Annotated in this window: 13 protein-coding genes; 7 read left to right on the top strand and 6 right to left on the bottom strand. The window is 67.8% G+C overall.

Annotated elements, in window-relative coordinates; all coding sequences use genetic code 11:
- The first annotated feature begins 69 nt into the window (after positions 1-69).
- A complete protein-coding gene (locus AB5S17_RS13360; protein WP_369240303.1) occupies positions 70-2565 on the top strand; it encodes an ABC transporter permease in 2496 nt (831 codons plus the stop codon).
- Positions 2566-2675: 110 nt separating this feature from the next.
- Here the strand turns inward: AB5S17_RS13360 and AB5S17_RS13355 are convergent, their stop codons facing one another.
- Both AB5S17_RS13355 and AB5S17_RS13350 read right to left on the bottom strand, forming a co-directional pair.
- Positions 2676-3080: a DUF2442 domain-containing protein gene (locus tag AB5S17_RS13355; protein ID WP_369240110.1), complete on the bottom strand. Its 405-nt coding sequence runs from the start codon at positions 3078-3080 to the stop codon at positions 2676-2678.
- Positions 3073-3300 (bottom strand): DUF4160 domain-containing protein, encoded by a 228-nt coding sequence (locus AB5S17_RS13350; RefSeq protein WP_369240108.1) that lies wholly within the window; start codon positions 3298-3300, stop codon positions 3073-3075. Before AB5S17_RS13350 ends, AB5S17_RS13355 begins: the two co-directional genes overlap by 8 nt.
- Before the next feature lie 265 nt (positions 3301-3565).
- On the opposite strand from AB5S17_RS13350, the gene AB5S17_RS13345 reads away from it, so the two are divergent.
- Both AB5S17_RS13345 and AB5S17_RS13340 read left to right on the top strand, forming a co-directional pair.
- On the top strand, positions 3566-4336 hold the full coding sequence (locus AB5S17_RS13345) for a Bax inhibitor-1/YccA family protein (protein ID WP_369240106.1): 771 nt from the start codon (positions 3566-3568) through the stop codon (positions 4334-4336).
- Between the two features lie 107 nt (positions 4337-4443).
- Positions 4444-5007 (top strand): N-acetyltransferase family protein, encoded by a 564-nt coding sequence (locus AB5S17_RS13340; protein WP_369240104.1) that lies wholly within the window; start codon positions 4444-4446, stop codon positions 5005-5007.
- Positions 5008-5074: 67 nt separating this feature from the next.
- Here AB5S17_RS13340 and AB5S17_RS13335 read toward each other — a convergent pair whose 3' ends face one another.
- The 3 genes from AB5S17_RS13335 to AB5S17_RS13325 all read right to left on the bottom strand — a co-directional run bounded on the left by AB5S17_RS13335 (position 5075) and on the right by AB5S17_RS13325 (position 7267).
- On the bottom strand, positions 5075-5455 hold the full coding sequence (locus AB5S17_RS13335) for a cupin domain-containing protein (RefSeq protein ID WP_369240102.1): 381 nt from the start codon (positions 5453-5455) through the stop codon (positions 5075-5077).
- 57 nt (positions 5456-5512) lie between these two features.
- Positions 5513-6790, bottom strand: a complete 1278-nt coding sequence (gene hemA, locus AB5S17_RS13330) for a 5-aminolevulinate synthase (protein ID WP_369240301.1) — start codon at positions 6788-6790, stop codon at positions 5513-5515.
- A gap of 246 nt (positions 6791-7036) precedes the next feature.
- Positions 7037-7267, bottom strand: a complete 231-nt coding sequence (locus AB5S17_RS13325; protein ID WP_369240100.1) for a hypothetical protein — start codon at positions 7265-7267, stop codon at positions 7037-7039.
- A 127-nt stretch (positions 7268-7394) separates the two neighbouring features.
- Here AB5S17_RS13325 and AB5S17_RS13320 point away from each other — a divergent pair, with 127 nt between their 5' ends.
- Both AB5S17_RS13320 and AB5S17_RS13315 read left to right on the top strand, forming a co-directional pair.
- Positions 7395-8711, top strand: a complete 1317-nt coding sequence (locus AB5S17_RS13320; RefSeq protein ID WP_369240098.1) for an NAD(P)H-dependent oxidoreductase — start codon at positions 7395-7397, stop codon at positions 8709-8711.
- Positions 8683-9432 (top strand): endonuclease/exonuclease/phosphatase family protein, encoded by a 750-nt coding sequence (locus tag AB5S17_RS13315; protein ID WP_369240096.1) that lies wholly within the window; start codon positions 8683-8685, stop codon positions 9430-9432. The genes AB5S17_RS13320 and AB5S17_RS13315 overlap by 29 nt, the downstream gene beginning before the upstream one ends.
- Here the strand turns inward: AB5S17_RS13315 and AB5S17_RS13310 are convergent.
- Entirely contained in the window at positions 9404-9919 is a 516-nt protein-coding gene (locus tag AB5S17_RS13310; protein ID WP_369240094.1) for a MarR family winged helix-turn-helix transcriptional regulator, read from the bottom strand. The genes AB5S17_RS13315 and AB5S17_RS13310 overlap by 29 nt on opposite strands.
- 411 nt (positions 9920-10330) lie before the next feature.
- Between AB5S17_RS13310 and AB5S17_RS13305 the strand changes: the two genes are divergently transcribed.
- Complete coding sequence (locus tag AB5S17_RS13305; protein ID WP_369240092.1) at positions 10331-11506, top strand: phosphoserine transaminase; 1176 nt, start codon at positions 10331-10333, stop codon at positions 11504-11506.
- A 432-nt stretch (positions 11507-11938) separates the two neighbouring features.
- Positions 11939-13546, top strand: coding sequence for a phosphoglycerate dehydrogenase (serA, locus tag AB5S17_RS13300; protein WP_369240090.1), 1608 nt, complete (start codon positions 11939-11941; stop codon positions 13544-13546).
- The last annotated feature ends 41 nt before the right edge of the window (positions 13547-13587 follow it).

Genomic DNA, 13587 nt, shown 5'->3' with positions numbered 1-13587 from the left:
GCGTCTGCCTCGGCGCCGGCCGGCCGGTTCCAAGGGGCGCGGCTCGCCTGGCGCTTTGCGCTCCGCGAGATGCGCGGGGGCCTCTCCGGCTTCTACATCTTCCTCGCTTGCCTCACCCTCGGCGTCGCGGCGATCGCGGCGGTGAACTCCGTCGCGATCATGATGACGACGGGAATCGCGCAGGAGGGTCGTTCGATCCTCGGCGGCGACCTGCGCTTCGCGCTGATCCAGCGCCAGGCGACACCGGCGGAGACCACTTATCTCCACAGCCTCGGCACCGTGTCGGAGGCGGCGACGCTGCGCTCGATGGTGCGCTTGCCGGACGGCCGCGACCAGTCGCTCGCCGAGGTGAAGGCGGTGGACGGCGCCTACCCGCTCTACGGCAAGGCCGAGACCGATCCAGCGCGTCCGCTCGAAAGTCTCTTGGCGCAGCGGAACGGCACCTATGGCGCAGTAGCCGCGCAGGGCCTGTTCGACCGCCTCGGCATCAAGCCGGGCGCGACGGTGAGGCTCGGCAACGCGACGCTGCAGCTGCGCGCGGTGCTGACGCGCGAGCCGGACGTCCTGTCGGACGGCTTCAACTTCGCGCCACGGCTGATGATCTCGCGCGCCGCCCTCGATGCCGCGGGGCTGATCCAGCCGGGCAGCCTCGTTCAATACGCCTATCGGATCCGCCTGCCGCAGGGGAAGAACCCGCAGGCGGTGGCCGAGGCGGCGCGCAAGAAGCTGCCGGACTCCGGCTTCCAGATCCGCACTTCGCAGCAGGCCGCGCCTGAACTCCAGCGCAACATCGAACGCTTCTCGCAATTCCTCACGCTGGTCGGGCTCACCGCGCTGATCGTCGGCGGCGTCGGCGTCGCCAATGCGGTCGGCGCCTATCTCGACTCCAAGCGGCCGGTGATCGCCACCTTCAAGTCGCTCGGCGCCAGCGGGCGCTTCGTCGTCGGCGTCTATCTCGCGCAGATCATGACGCTCGCCGGCGTCGGCGTCGTGCTCGGCCTGATCCTCGGGGCGATCGCGCCCTTCGCCGCCGCGAGCTTCCTCGAAAGCGTCATCCCGGTCGCCGCCCATGCCTCGGTCTATCCGGCGGCGCTGGCGCTGGCCGCGGCCTTCGGCGTCCTCACCGCGCTCGCCTTCGCGCTGATCCCGCTCGGGCGCACGCGGGACGTCGCGGCGACCGCGCTGTTTCGCGAGCTCGGCACCGGTCGGAGCGGGCGCATGCGGCTCGCCTATCTCGGCGGCGCCGTGGCGCTGGCGCTCGTCATCGCCGCGCTCGCCTATCTCATGGCCGGCGACAAGAAGGTGGCGCTCACCTTCCTTGCCGGCACCGCGGCGTCCTTCGTCATCCTGCGGCTCGTCGCGGTCGGCATCGCCTTCGCCGCGCGCCGCGCGCCGAAGGTTCGCTCGACGCCGCTGCGGCTCGCCATCGGCAACATCCACCGGCCGGGCGCGCTGACGCCCTCCGTCGTCCTGTCGCTCGGCCTCGGCCTGACGCTGCTCGTGACGCTCGCGATCATCGACTTCGACCTGCGCCAGGAGATCGGCACGGGCATGGCCAACCGTGCCCCCGACTTCTTCTTCGTCGACATCCAGTCCGGCCAGATCGACGCCTTCCGCCAGAAGATCGAGACCCTCGCGCCCGGCTCGCACCTCAATGCCGCGCCGATGCTGCGCGGCCGCATCGTCAAGCTGAACGGTGTCGATGCCACGAAGGTCAAAGTGCCCCCGGAGGGGCGGTGGGTGCTGAAGGGCGACCGCGGCATCACCTATTCGCCGACCGTCCCGGAGCACTCGACCGTTGTCGAAGGAAAGTGGTGGCCGAAGGACTATCACGGCGAGCCGCTCGTCTCCTTCGCCGCCGACGAGGCCCACGAACTCGGCCTGAAGATCGGCGACACGCTGACCGTCAACGTCCTCGGCCGCAACATCACGGCGAGGATCGCCAATCTGCGCACCGTCGAATGGAAGTCGCTCGGCATCAACTTCATCATGGTGTTCACGCCTGAGACCTTCGCCGGCGCGCCGAACTCCTGGCTCGCGACGCTGACGATTCCCGCCGCGACGGACAATGCGGCGGCCGAGAAGGCGATCGTCAACGGCGTCACCAATGCCTATCCGGCGGTGACGACGATCCGGGTGAAGGAGGCGCTGCAGGCGGTCAACGACCTCATCGCGCAGCTGGCGCTGGCGATCCGGGTCGCGGCGGCGGTGGCGCTGGTCGCCTCCGTGCTGGTGCTCGCGGGAGCGCTCGCGGCGGGCAGTCGCGGCCGGGTGCACGACGCCGTCGTCCTGAAGACGCTCGGCGCCACGCGGCGGACGCTGATCCGGGCGTTCGCGACGGAGTACCTGCTGCTCGGCCTCGCCACCGCGATGTTCGCGATCGGCGCCGGCGCGCTCGCCGCCTGGTTCGTGGTGTCCAAGATCATGGCGCTGCCCTACGTCTTCGACTGGACGGTGGCGCTGACGACGCTGGTCGTCTCGCTGGTGCTCACCGTCGGCTTCGGCCTCGCCGGCACCTGGCGCATCCTCGGCCAGAAGGCCGCACCGGTGCTGCGGAACCTCTAGAGCATGATCCCGAAAAGTGGGAACCGGTTTTCGGAAAAGCTTATGCGAAACCAGAGAGCTAGAGCTAGATGATGAGCGGAGCTCATCTCATCTCGCTCTAGCCGACCGTCTCAGCTGCCGGCCTTCTTCGGACGGCCTCCCTTCGCGCCATTGGCTCTGGCTGCGGAAGCCTTCGCCGGCGAACGCGACGCTCCGCCTCTCTGCGCCATGAACCGCGCCGTGCCGAAGATTCCGGCCATCAGGCCGGCGATCGACAGGTCGACATCGAGAGCCTCCCAATGAAGGCCGGTCTCACCGAGAAGCTCGACCGAGGCGAGATCGTCGTCGGATGCATCCTGAAGACCCTGCAGCAACCTGGCAGGCACCATGAACGCCGCGCCGTTCTCGAACTCGACGACAATTCGACCACTTCGGCGGTCGTAGGTGGCGGCCGCGGGAAGCGGCTGCCGTCGCCGCTCTTCTTCTCCTGCCTGGACCGCGGCGCGATAGGCACCCTCGTCGAGAAGGTCATCCATGGATCTGCTCCCACCGTGCGATGAACGAAATTCGGTTCCGGGCGACGATCTCCAGGGCCTCGCCGACGTCGCGGTGCTTCATGCCGCGGACCGAAAGGGGCACCAGCCGGAGAAGGTCGATCCGTGCCTCGCCATCGCCGAAGACATGCACATGTGCCGGTTCGTGATCGTCGGTGTAGATGACGAAGCGAAAGCCGCCTTCCCGCAGAACCGTCACCATCAAGTCCACCTTAACCCAAGCGGCTGGGATTACAATCTTCGGTGTCACGGCGCGTGCCGCCGGTCACGGAAGATAACGCAGAATTAATCCCGATTCCGTGGGATTTGCTCGGTTCGCCCAGGCCCGCTCTTGTGCTGGAAACCTGCGATCCGCATATTGTCCGCAGGACTGCTGGGGGTCCCGCCAGCGGCGCCTCCGTGCGGCGAGATCCGACAGGGTCCGGCCGACGGACACCGGACGGGACACGCAGAAAGGAATTCGATCCATGGCTGACTTTCGGAATACGGGCATGCGCTCCGTGCCCGCTGCCGGGACCAGGGCCGACATAGACCAGGGCCTCCGGTCCTATATGATCAAGGTCTACAACCTGATGGCAGGCGGCCTCGTCCTGACGGGCATCGCCGCATACGCGCTGTTCGCGGCGGCGACGACGCATGAGCCGACGGCCTATCAGGTGGGGACCGACCTCTTCCTGACCAACCTCGGCTACACCGTCTTCGTGTCGCCGCTGAAGTGGGTGCTGATGCTCGCTCCCCTCGCAATGGTGTTCTTCCTGTCGTTCCGCATCAACAGGATGAGCGTGTCGGCGGCGCAGAGCACCTTCTGGATCTACGCCGCGATGGTCGGCCTGTCGCTGTCGACGATCTTCCTCGTCTACACGCAGGAATCGATCACCCAGGTCTTCTTCATCACGGCCGCGTCCTTCGGCGCCCTGTCGCTCTACGGCTACACGACCAAGCGCGACCTGTCGGGCATGGGCTCGTTCCTGTTCATGGGCCTGATCGGCATCGTCATCGCGATGATCGTCAACATCTTCCTCGCTTCTTCGGCGCTGACCTTCGCGATCTCCGTGATCGGCGTCCTGGTCTTCGCGGGCCTGACCGCCTACGACACGCAGCAGATCAAGGAGATGTACTACGAGGGTGACGGCTCGGCCGTCATGGGCCGCAAGGCCGTCATGGGCGCCCTGCGGCTCTACCTCGACTTCATCAACATGTTCCTCTTCCTCCTGCAGCTGTTCGGCAACCGCAACTGAGCGGCAGGATCAGAGCCAGACGACGGGGCGGTCCTTCGGGACCGCCCTTTTCTTTTGGGCGGGGTTCTGCAAGATCGCGCGCCGACCCTTTGACGCCGAGCCGCTCCATGACCGCCTTCACCATCCGCCCCGCGACCCGCGCCGACGTTCCCGCCATCACGTCGATCTACGAGCATGCGGTCCTTCACGGCACGGCGACCTACGAGCTGACGCCGCCGGACGAGGCGGAGATGGCGAACCGCTTCGAGGCGACGATCGGCCAGGGCTATCCCTACATCGTCGCGGAAGGATCCGACGGCACGGTCGTCGGCTATGCCTATGCCAACGCCTTCCGCACGCGGCCGGCCTATCGCTGGTCGGTCGAGGATTCGATCTATCTGGCGCCGGAAGCGAAGGGGCAGGGGATCGGGCGGGCGTTGCTGACGCGGCTGGTCGAGGTGGCGACGGAGAGCGGCTTCCGCCAGATGGTCGCGGTGATCGGCGGTTCCGACCACGCGCCGTCCATCAAGCTGCACGAGCGCGCCGGCTTCCGCATGATCGGCATCTTCGAGAAGTCCGGCTTCAAGTTCGGCCGCTGGATCGACACCGTCCTCATGCAACTGCCGCTCGGCGAGGGCGGCGACAGCCTGCCGGACGAGGCCGCCTATCCCGGCACGCTCTACCGCCGTTAGAGCACGAGGCGCGGGCTTGGCTGCGACAGGAGCCGCGAACGGGCTCGCCGGTGCCTGATTGGACGCGCTACGCGTCGACGGAAGCGAAGACCGAGGGCTCCGGCGCTTCCGCCTCGCCGCCGGCGGGGCCGTAGAAGACCACCCAGGCGACGAAGTCGTCCGACATGCCGACGAAGCGATGGTCGTCGCCGGCCGGCACGAACAGCGCGTCGCCGGCCTTCACCTCGGTCCGCTCGCCTTCATGGACGAAGCCGCTGGTGCCGGAGGCGACGATGTAGAGTTCGTCCTGGGTGTGAGGCGTCTGGTGGTCGGTGCCGCGCGGGGCGAAGACCTGCAGGGACATCGTCCCGTGCGCCAGCGTCTCGATGTCGAAGCGCCCGTCCGGCCAGGCCGCGTCGCCGGGGAGCGGCAGGCGGGCGAGATAATCGCGCAGCGAAACTGTCATCATGGCCTTGGCGGGTCCTTTCAGGCAGGGCGGACCCGCCCCATCGCAGGCCGCCTCGAATCAGCCGCCGGCCTGCGAGACGACCAGCGGTGTGACCTTCTGCGAACGCTCCGGGCTCGCGGGGCGTTCCGCGGCGAAGTCGATGCCGATCGCGTTCCAGGTCTCGACCAGCGCCTCGGTCAGCGTCGCGATCAGCGCGTCGTCGTGCAGCGGGGTCGGCGTGATGCGCAGCCGCTCCGTGCCGCGCGGCACGGTCGGGTAGTTGATCGGCTGGATGTAGATGCCGTGGCGCTGCAGGAGGTGGTCGGAGGCCTTCTTGCAGAGGTCGGGATCGCCGACCAGCACCGGCACGATGTGGGTGTCCGACGGCATCACCGGCAGACCGGCATTGGCGAACACCGCCTTGGCGCGGGCAGCCTGGCGCTGCTGCGCATCGCGCTCGGCCTGGCTCGCCTTCAGGTGGCGGATCGAGGCGGTGGCGGCCGCGGCGAGCGCCGGGGGCAGGGCGGTGGTGAAGATGAAGCCCGGCGCATAGGAGCGCACCGCATCGATCAGGTCCTTCGACCCGGTGATATAGCCGCCGAGGACGCCGAAGGCTTTGGCGAGCGTGCCCTCGATGACGTCGATCCGGTTCGCGACGCCGTCGCGCTCGGAGATGCCGCCGCCGCGCGGGCCGTACATGCCGACGGCGTGGACCTCGTCGATATAGGTCATGGCGTTGTACTTCTCGGCGAGGTCGCAGATCGCGCCGATCGGGGCGATGTCGCCGTCCATCGAATAGACGCTCTCGAAGACGATCAGCTTCGGTCGGCCGGGCTCCGCCGCCTTCAACAGCTCTTCCAGATGCTGGAGGTCGTTGTGCCGGAAGATCTGCTTCTTGGCGCCGGACTTGCGCACGCCCTCGATCATCGAGGCGTGGTTCAGCTCGTCGGAATAGATCAGGCAGTTCGGCAGGAGCTTGGCGATGGTCGAGATCGACGCCTCGTTGGAGACGAAGCCGGAGGTGAAGACCAGCGCCGCTTCCTTGCCGTGGAGGTCGGCGAGCTCGGCTTCGAGTTCGACCAGCGGATGGTTGGTGCCGGAGATGTTGCGCGTGCCGCCGGCGCCGGAGCCCATGGCGCTGACGGTGCGCGTCATCGCGGCGATGACGTCCGGATGCTGGCCCATGCCGAGATAGTCGTTGGAACACCACACGGTGATTTCCCGCGCCGTGCCGTCGTGCCGCCAGATCGCGCGCGGAAAGGCACCTGCGATCCGCTCGAGGTCAGCGAAGACCCGGTAGCGCTTCTCGGCGTGCAAGGCTTCGATCGCGGACGCAAAGTGGCTTTGGTAGTCGATCATCTGGGGCTCCTTGTCAGAAGCGTTCTAAGTCTGGGCACCGGCCTTGTCCATGCCTGAGGAGACCACACTGGCGGCTGGTGTCAAGTAGACTTTACACTCGACGTGGCTGTGAGTGTCAGAGGATTCTGACGATGGCGGGTTCTGCAATTGCTGTTTCGCGCCGGGGGAACGCCGTTCTGCGACGACCGCTCCACCGCACGCTCCAGCTATGCACCATGCCGGTTTAGACCTGTTTGAAATATGTCAACGCCGGGCGTTCTTGTCTTCGACAAAATGTCCTAGCTGGTCGCCGGCTTCCGCGGCGGGCGCGTCGGCCTCCGCAGCCGCGCTCTCCGCGCCCCCCTCGGCAGGCTCGGCCGCCGGCCTCCGCCGCGCGCGCGCCTGCTCCTTGCGCCGCTTTAGATTTTCCCGCAAAGCCGCTTCCAGCCGCTCCTGGCGCTTCGACTTCGCGGTGTTGTCGCGGTCCTCGCTCATGAGTTCCGATCTATGCCGGCCGAGCGGCGAAGGCCAGGGCCGGGGTTCCGGGCTTGACACCGGCCCCCGCAAAGGCAGCTAGCATCGTGCCCGCATCGAAACATCTTCCCGCCGAGGAACGCAGCCCATGATCGACCGCGTCGGCTTCGCCGCCGAGCTTTCCGCCTATACCGACCGCCATGGACCGGTGACGATCGGGCTCGCCGGGGCCGGCCAGATGGGCACCGACATCGTCGTCCAGGTGGCGCTGATGGAGGGCATCCGGGTCGGCGCGGTCGCGGCGAACAGCCCGAAGCGGCCGATGGAGGCGATCGCCATGGCGGGCTATTCCGACGGGCACGGGCAGCTCGCCTCCTCGCCCGCCGACATCGACCGCACGATCGAGGCCGGCCGTATCGCCGTCACCGACGATCTCGGCGCCCTCTGCGCGGCAGGCCGCATCGACGTGGTGGTGGATGCGACCGGCAGCCCGGAGGTCGGCACGTTCCTCGCGCTGGAGGCGATCCGCAACGGCAAGCACATCGTGATGCTGAACGTCGAGGCGGACATCACGGTCGGCCGGCTGCTCGCGGCGAAGGCGCGCGAGGCCGGCATCGTCTACACGGGCTCGGCCGGCGACGAGCCGGCTTCGACGCTGGAACTCATCGGCTTCGCCCAGGCGCTCGGCATGGATGTCGTCGCCGCCGGCAAGGGGAAGAACAACCCGCTGCGCCATTCCGCCGTGCCCGAGGAGTACGAGGAGGAAGCGCGCCAGCGCAACATGAACGCCCGCATGCTGGTCGAATTCATCGACGGGTCGAAGACCATGGTGGAGATGACCGCGATCGCCAATTGCACCGGGCTGAAGCCCGACGTGCCGGGCATGCACGGGCCGGAGGTGACGCGCGACAATATCGGCCAGGTCCTCTGCACCGCCGAGGACGGCGGCATCCTGTCGAAGTCCGGCTGCGTCGACTACACGATCGGCAAGGGCGTCGCGCCCGGCGTCTTCTGCGTCGTGAAGCCGCGCCATCCCCGCGCCATCGAGCGCATCGCCGACCTGAAGGTCGGGCCGGGTCCCTGCTTCGGGCTGATCCGGCCGTTCCACCTGACCAGCCTGGAGACGCCGCTGTCCGCCGCGCGGGCGGTGATGTACCGCCGGCCGGACATGGTGCCGGTCGACCGGCCGGTCGCCGAATGCGGCGCCGTCGCCAAACGCGCACTATCGCCCGGCGAGATCCTCGGCCGCATCGGCCAGGCCGACTATCGCGGCTACGCCATGACCTGGGAGGACGCGCGGGGGAAGCGCGCCCTGCCGCTCGGCCTGGCGGAGAAGTCGCGCGTGACACGGCCGATCGCGGCAGGCGAACTCCTCACCCACGAGAACTGCACGCCGGATGCGAGCCTTCTCGTCACCCGCATGCGCGCCGAACTCGATGCCGCCGACAGCCGCTTCGCTGCCTGAACAGGACCATCTCCACGATCCGATCCGGATCGTCACCTGGAACTGCCATGGCAGCGTCGGATCGGACCGCCGCTGCCGTCCCGAGCGGATCGTCGAACATGTCCGGCGCCTCGACCCGGACGTCCTGGCGCTGCAGGAGGTCGACGGCCGGGCGCATTTCGGCCGCCGGCCGGGCGCCTTCCGGTTCTTCGCCGAAGCGTTCGGCGGCCATGTCGTCGAGGCGCGAACGACGGGAGAGGGCGATCGCGCCTATGGCCATCTCCTCTGGTCGCGGGTGCCGCTGGTCGGGGGAGAGGTGCATCGGCTGCCGGGACCGGGACTGGAGCCGCGCGCCGCGATCGCGGCGCGTCTCGCCACACCCGCCGGGCCGCTCGGCCTGATCGCTGCGCATTTCGGCCTCTCGCCGCGCGGGCGTCGCCGTCAGGCCGGCTTCATCGCGGCGCGCGTCACAGCGGCGGAAGCGGACATGCCGATGCTGATCCTCGGCGACTTCAACGAATGGGCCCGCGGCCCGGTCCATCGAACGCTCGCCGCCGTCCTGCCGGAGCATGCCGCGCCCCGGAGCTGGCCGTCGCGCTGGCCGCTCGCCCGGATGGACCGGATCTACCTGCGGGGAGAGGGGGCGTCGCTAACCGTCTGCGTCGACCGGCAGGCTGACGGCGCGTCGGACCATCTGCCGGTCGTCGTCGAACTCAGACTTCCGAAAGCGCCGGCGGCTTGACGCGCCGTGGCGCGCTGCGCTTCGGCACACCCTCGCCGCGCGTCGCACCGATGGCGGCCCTCAGCCCCTTGGCGAAGATCGCCCGCTCCTCGTCGGACAGTGACTCGAGCGATCGTCCGATGATGCGCAGCGGATCCTTCTTCAGCAGCAGAACACCGCGATCGGTGAGCTCAAGGCGCTCTGCGCGGCCGCGGCCGATCGTCCCGCCCTTGGAAAGATAGCCCTTCTCGATCAGCGTCCGCACGGTCCGCGCAACGGCGCCAGACGCGAGACCCTGATGCCGCGCCAGGTCGATCGCAGTGCGAAGATGTTGCGGTGCGGTGTGGAGGTAGCGCAGCGCCGACCATTGCGCCGGAAACAGCTGCGCGGCGTAGCCCTGCGAGTGCAGCCGCCGCGCGACCTGCTCCAGAAGGCCAGTCAGATCCGTTACGGAGGTTCCGTCGCTCGCCACGGTCATTTCGCTCTCGATGATATCCCCTCCCGTCATCACACGGTCGTGAGAAATCTACGCGGACGCGTACTGCAATGCGACAACTGAATGATTGCAAAATGTATGTGCCGCCACGACCTCCGATGCGCAGGTCAGTCGCAGGCTCACATCTTTGAATTCCGGAGGTTGAACGAGAATTCGTTTTTCGTCAACAGCTTTAAATTGCAAATAGTCCTCTTCTCTACCGGCGCGTCGCCAGCCGCCTCCACTGAGCCGCGATCGCAGGTGGAGGGCCCGTCTGACAGCGTGTTCTCGCGACTGCGCTGGGCCATCCATCGCCCGGGCGCAGCGATGTTCGCCGCGCTGTCGCCGAAATGTCGCTTGACCGAAGGGGTACTCCGGGAGTAGCGCCGTCAGTGGGACACCTCTCCCCAACGAGAGGCAACTATCTGTAAGGGTAGCTATCAGATGGCGAACATCTCCAAGCCGGACGTGCGTCCGGCCAATCCCCGATTCTCGTCCGGCCCTTGTGCCAAGCGTCCCGGCTGGACGCTGGACGCGCTCAGCGACGCCGCCCTCGGCCGCTCGCACCGCGCCAAGGTCGGCAAATCCAAGCTTCAACAGGCGATCGACGACACGCGCGACCTGCTCCGCGTGCCCGCCGACTATCGCATCGGCATCGTCCCGGCGTCCGACACCGGCGCGGTCGAGATGGCGATGTGGTCGCTGCTCGGCGCCCGCGGCACCGACGTCCTTGCCTGGGAATCGTTCGGCGCCGGCTGGGTGACCGACGCGGTCAAGCAGCTGCAGCTGAAGGACGTCAGGACCTTCGACGCACCCTATGGCGAGATCGTCGACCTTTCCCAGGTCGACTTCGACCGCGACGTCGTCTTCACCTGGAACGGCACGACCTCCGGCGTGAAGATGCCGAACGGCGACGCGATCCCCGCGAACCGCCAGGGCCTCACCATCTGCGACGCGACCTCGGCCGCCTTCGCGCAGGACCTGCCCTGGGAGAAGCTCGACGTCGTCACCTTCTCTTGGCAGAAGGTCATGGGCGGCGAGGCCGCGCACGGCATGCTGATCCTCAGTCCACGCGCCGTCGAGCGGCTGGAGAGCTACAAGCCGGCCTGGCCGCTGCCGAAGATCTTCCGCATGACCAAGGGCGGCAAGCTGATCGAGGGCATCTTCAAGGGCGAGACCATCAACACGCCCTCGATGCTGGCGACCGAGGACTATCTCGACGCGCTCGGCTGGGGCAAGCGGATCGGTGGCCTCGATGCGCTGAAGGCGCGCGCCGACGCCAATCTCGCCGCAGTCGAAGCCTATGTCGCGGCAAACGACTGGATCGGCTTCCTCGCCAAGGACGCGGCGATCCGCTCCAACACCTCGGTCTGCCTCACCTTCACCGATCCGGACCTCGTCGCCCAGTCGGAAGACGCGCAGAACGCCTTCGCCAAGGGCGTCGCTTCGCTGCTCGAGAAGGAGGGCGTCGCCCTCGACATCGGCGCCTATCGTGACGCCCCGGCCGGGCTCCGCATCTGGTGCGGCGCGACCGTCGAGACGGCCGACATCGAGGCGCTGATGCCCTGGATTGGCTGGGCCTACGGCGAGCAGAAGGCAGCGCTGAAGAAGGCGGCCTGAGCATTCGTCTTTCCCGGCAACGGGAGAGGGCCGGGCGCCTGCCCCTCTCCCGGAACGGGAGAGGGTGGACGGCGCGGAGCGCCGGCCGGGTGAGGGCCGCAGCGCCTCGCCACCGGAGTTTCTGCAAGGTCCACGCCCTGCGAAGCCGCTCATGCGGCCCTTCGGGCCACCTTCTCCCGCAGGCCGGAGAAGGGAGGGCGTCGAGCTTTACCGCTTCGTCATCCCGGCCTCGAGCCGGGACCCATTCCAAATCGGCGAACATGAACCGATCGGGTCGAGGAAGAGTGCGTTTCCTCGATCGGACTGCCTGCCGAGATGGTCAGGCATGGATCCCGGCTCGAAGCCGGGATGACGGCCGAGTTCAGCGTTCGCTTTCGTCATTCTCCGACGCCGGCTCGAAGTCGCCGCGTCGCAGTCACAAGGACCAGACCCATGGCACCTCGCGTACTCGTATCCGACAAGCTGTCGCCCACCGCCGTGCAGATCTTCACCGACCGCGGCGTCGAGGTCGACTACATGCCCGACATCGGCAAGGACAAGGACGCCCTTCTCGAGATCATCGGCCAGTATGACGGCCTCGCCATCCGCTCGGCCACCAAGGCGACGGAGAAGCTGATCGCGGCGGCGACCAAGCTGAAGGTGATCGGCCGCGCCGGCATCGGCGTCGACAATGTCGACATCCCGGCCGCCAGCCGGAAGGGCATCATCGTGATGAACACGCCCTTCGGCAATTCGATCACCACGGCCGAGCACGCCATCGCGCTGATGTTCGCCGTCGCCCGCCAGCTTCCCGCCGCCGACGCTTCGACGCAGGCCGGCAAGTGGGAGAAGAACCGCTTCATGGGCGTCGAGATCACCGGCAAGACGCTCGGCATCATCGGCTGCGGCAATATCGGCTCGATCGTCGCCTCGCGCGGCGTCGGCCTGAAGATGCGCGTCGTCGCCTTCGACCCGTTCCTGTCGGCCGAGCGCGCCGCGCAGCTCGGCATCGAGAAGGTGGAGCTGGACGAGCTCTTCAAGCGCGCCGACTTCATCACCCTGCACACGCCGATGACCGACAAGACCAAGGGCATCATCAACGCCGCCGCCATCGAGAAGATGAAGGACGGCGTGCGGATCATCAACTGCGCCAGAGGCGGCCTCGTCGTCGAGGCGGATCTCGCCGCGGCGCTGAAGTCGGGCAAGGTGGCCGGCGCCGGCGTCGACGTGTTCGAGGTGGAGCCCGCGACCGAGAGCGTCCTCTTCGGCCTCGACAACGTCGTCTGCACCCCGCATCTCGGCGCCTCGACCTCGGAAGCGCAGGAGAACGTCGCCCTGCAGGTCGCCGAGCAGATGTCGGACTACCTGATCCGTGGCGCCGTCTCGAACGCCATCAACATGCCCTCGATCACCGCCGAGGAGGCGCCGATCCTGACGCCCTTCGTCAAGCTGTCGGAATGCCTCGGCGCCTTCGTCGGCCAGGTGACGGAGGAGCCGATCAAGTCGGTCGAGATCGTCTATGACGGGACGGTGTCGACGATGAACACCAAGGCGCTCACCTCGGCCGCGCTCGCCGGCCTGATGAAGAGCCAGGTGGCCGACGTCAACATGGTCTCGGCGCCGGTGATGGCGAAGGAGCGCGGCATCCAGGTCACCGAGTCCCGCCGCGACCAGTCCGGCGTCTTCGAGACCTACATCAAGCTGACGATCACCACGGAGAAGCAGACCCGCTCGGTCGCCGGCACGGTGTTCTCGGACGGCAAGCCGCGCTTCATCCAGATCAAGGGCATCAATCTCGACGCCGAGGTCGGCCGCTACATGGTCTACACCACGAACAACGACGCGCCGGGCATCATCGGCCTGCTCGGCACCACGTTCGGGAACGCGGGCGTCAACATCGCCAACTTCCAGCTCGGCCGCGATCGCCCGGGCGGCGACGCCATCGCCCTGCTCTACGTCGATTCGCCGGTGCCGGAGGCCGTGCTCGACCAGGTCCGCGCTCACAAGACGATCGCCAGCGCCAAGCCGCTGGTGTTCGACGTCGCGGAAGTGACGGGCTGAGGACCGGACGCTCGGCGGGCGCTGCCACGGCAGCGCCCGCC

Origin of the sequence: Jiella sp. M17.18 (assembly GCF_041027365.1) — a bacterium.
In the GTDB taxonomy this organism is placed as follows: Bacteria; Pseudomonadota; Alphaproteobacteria; order Rhizobiales; family Rhizobiaceae; genus VKMB-3413.
This window is presented reverse-complemented; position numbering and strand designations above follow the sequence as displayed.

Coding starts and splice junctions, on each gene's coding strand:
- AB5S17_RS13360 (WP_369240303.1), top strand. CDS start 70: ATGCGCGGGGGCCTCTCCGGCTTCTACATCTTCCTCGCTTGCCTCACC.
- serA (WP_369240090.1), top strand. CDS start 11,939: ATGGCACCTCGCGTACTCGTATCCGACAAGCTGTCGCCCACCGCCGTG.
- AB5S17_RS13335 (WP_369240102.1), bottom strand. CDS start 5,455: ATGATGACAGTTTCGCTGCGCGATTATCTCGCCCGCCTGCCGCTCCCC.
- AB5S17_RS13320 (WP_369240098.1), top strand. CDS start 7,395: ATGATCGACCGCGTCGGCTTCGCCGCCGAGCTTTCCGCCTATACCGAC.
- AB5S17_RS13350 (WP_369240108.1), bottom strand. CDS start 3,300: ATGGTGACGGTTCTGCGGGAAGGCGGCTTTCGCTTCGTCATCTACACC.
- AB5S17_RS13325 (WP_369240100.1), bottom strand. CDS start 7,267: ATGAGCGAGGACCGCGACAACACCGCGAAGTCGAAGCGCCAGGAGCGG.
- AB5S17_RS13340 (WP_369240104.1), top strand. CDS start 4,444: ATGACCGCCTTCACCATCCGCCCCGCGACCCGCGCCGACGTTCCCGCC.
- AB5S17_RS13315 (WP_369240096.1), top strand. CDS start 8,683: ATGCCGCCGACAGCCGCTTCGCTGCCTGAACAGGACCATCTCCACGAT.
- AB5S17_RS13355 (WP_369240110.1), bottom strand. CDS start 3,080: ATGGATGACCTTCTCGACGAGGGTGCCTATCGCGCCGCGGTCCAGGCA.
- AB5S17_RS13305 (WP_369240092.1), top strand. CDS start 10,331: ATGGCGAACATCTCCAAGCCGGACGTGCGTCCGGCCAATCCCCGATTC.
- AB5S17_RS13345 (WP_369240106.1), top strand. CDS start 3,566: ATGGCTGACTTTCGGAATACGGGCATGCGCTCCGTGCCCGCTGCCGGG.
- AB5S17_RS13310 (WP_369240094.1), bottom strand. CDS start 9,919: ATGACGGGAGGGGATATCATCGAGAGCGAAATGACCGTGGCGAGCGAC.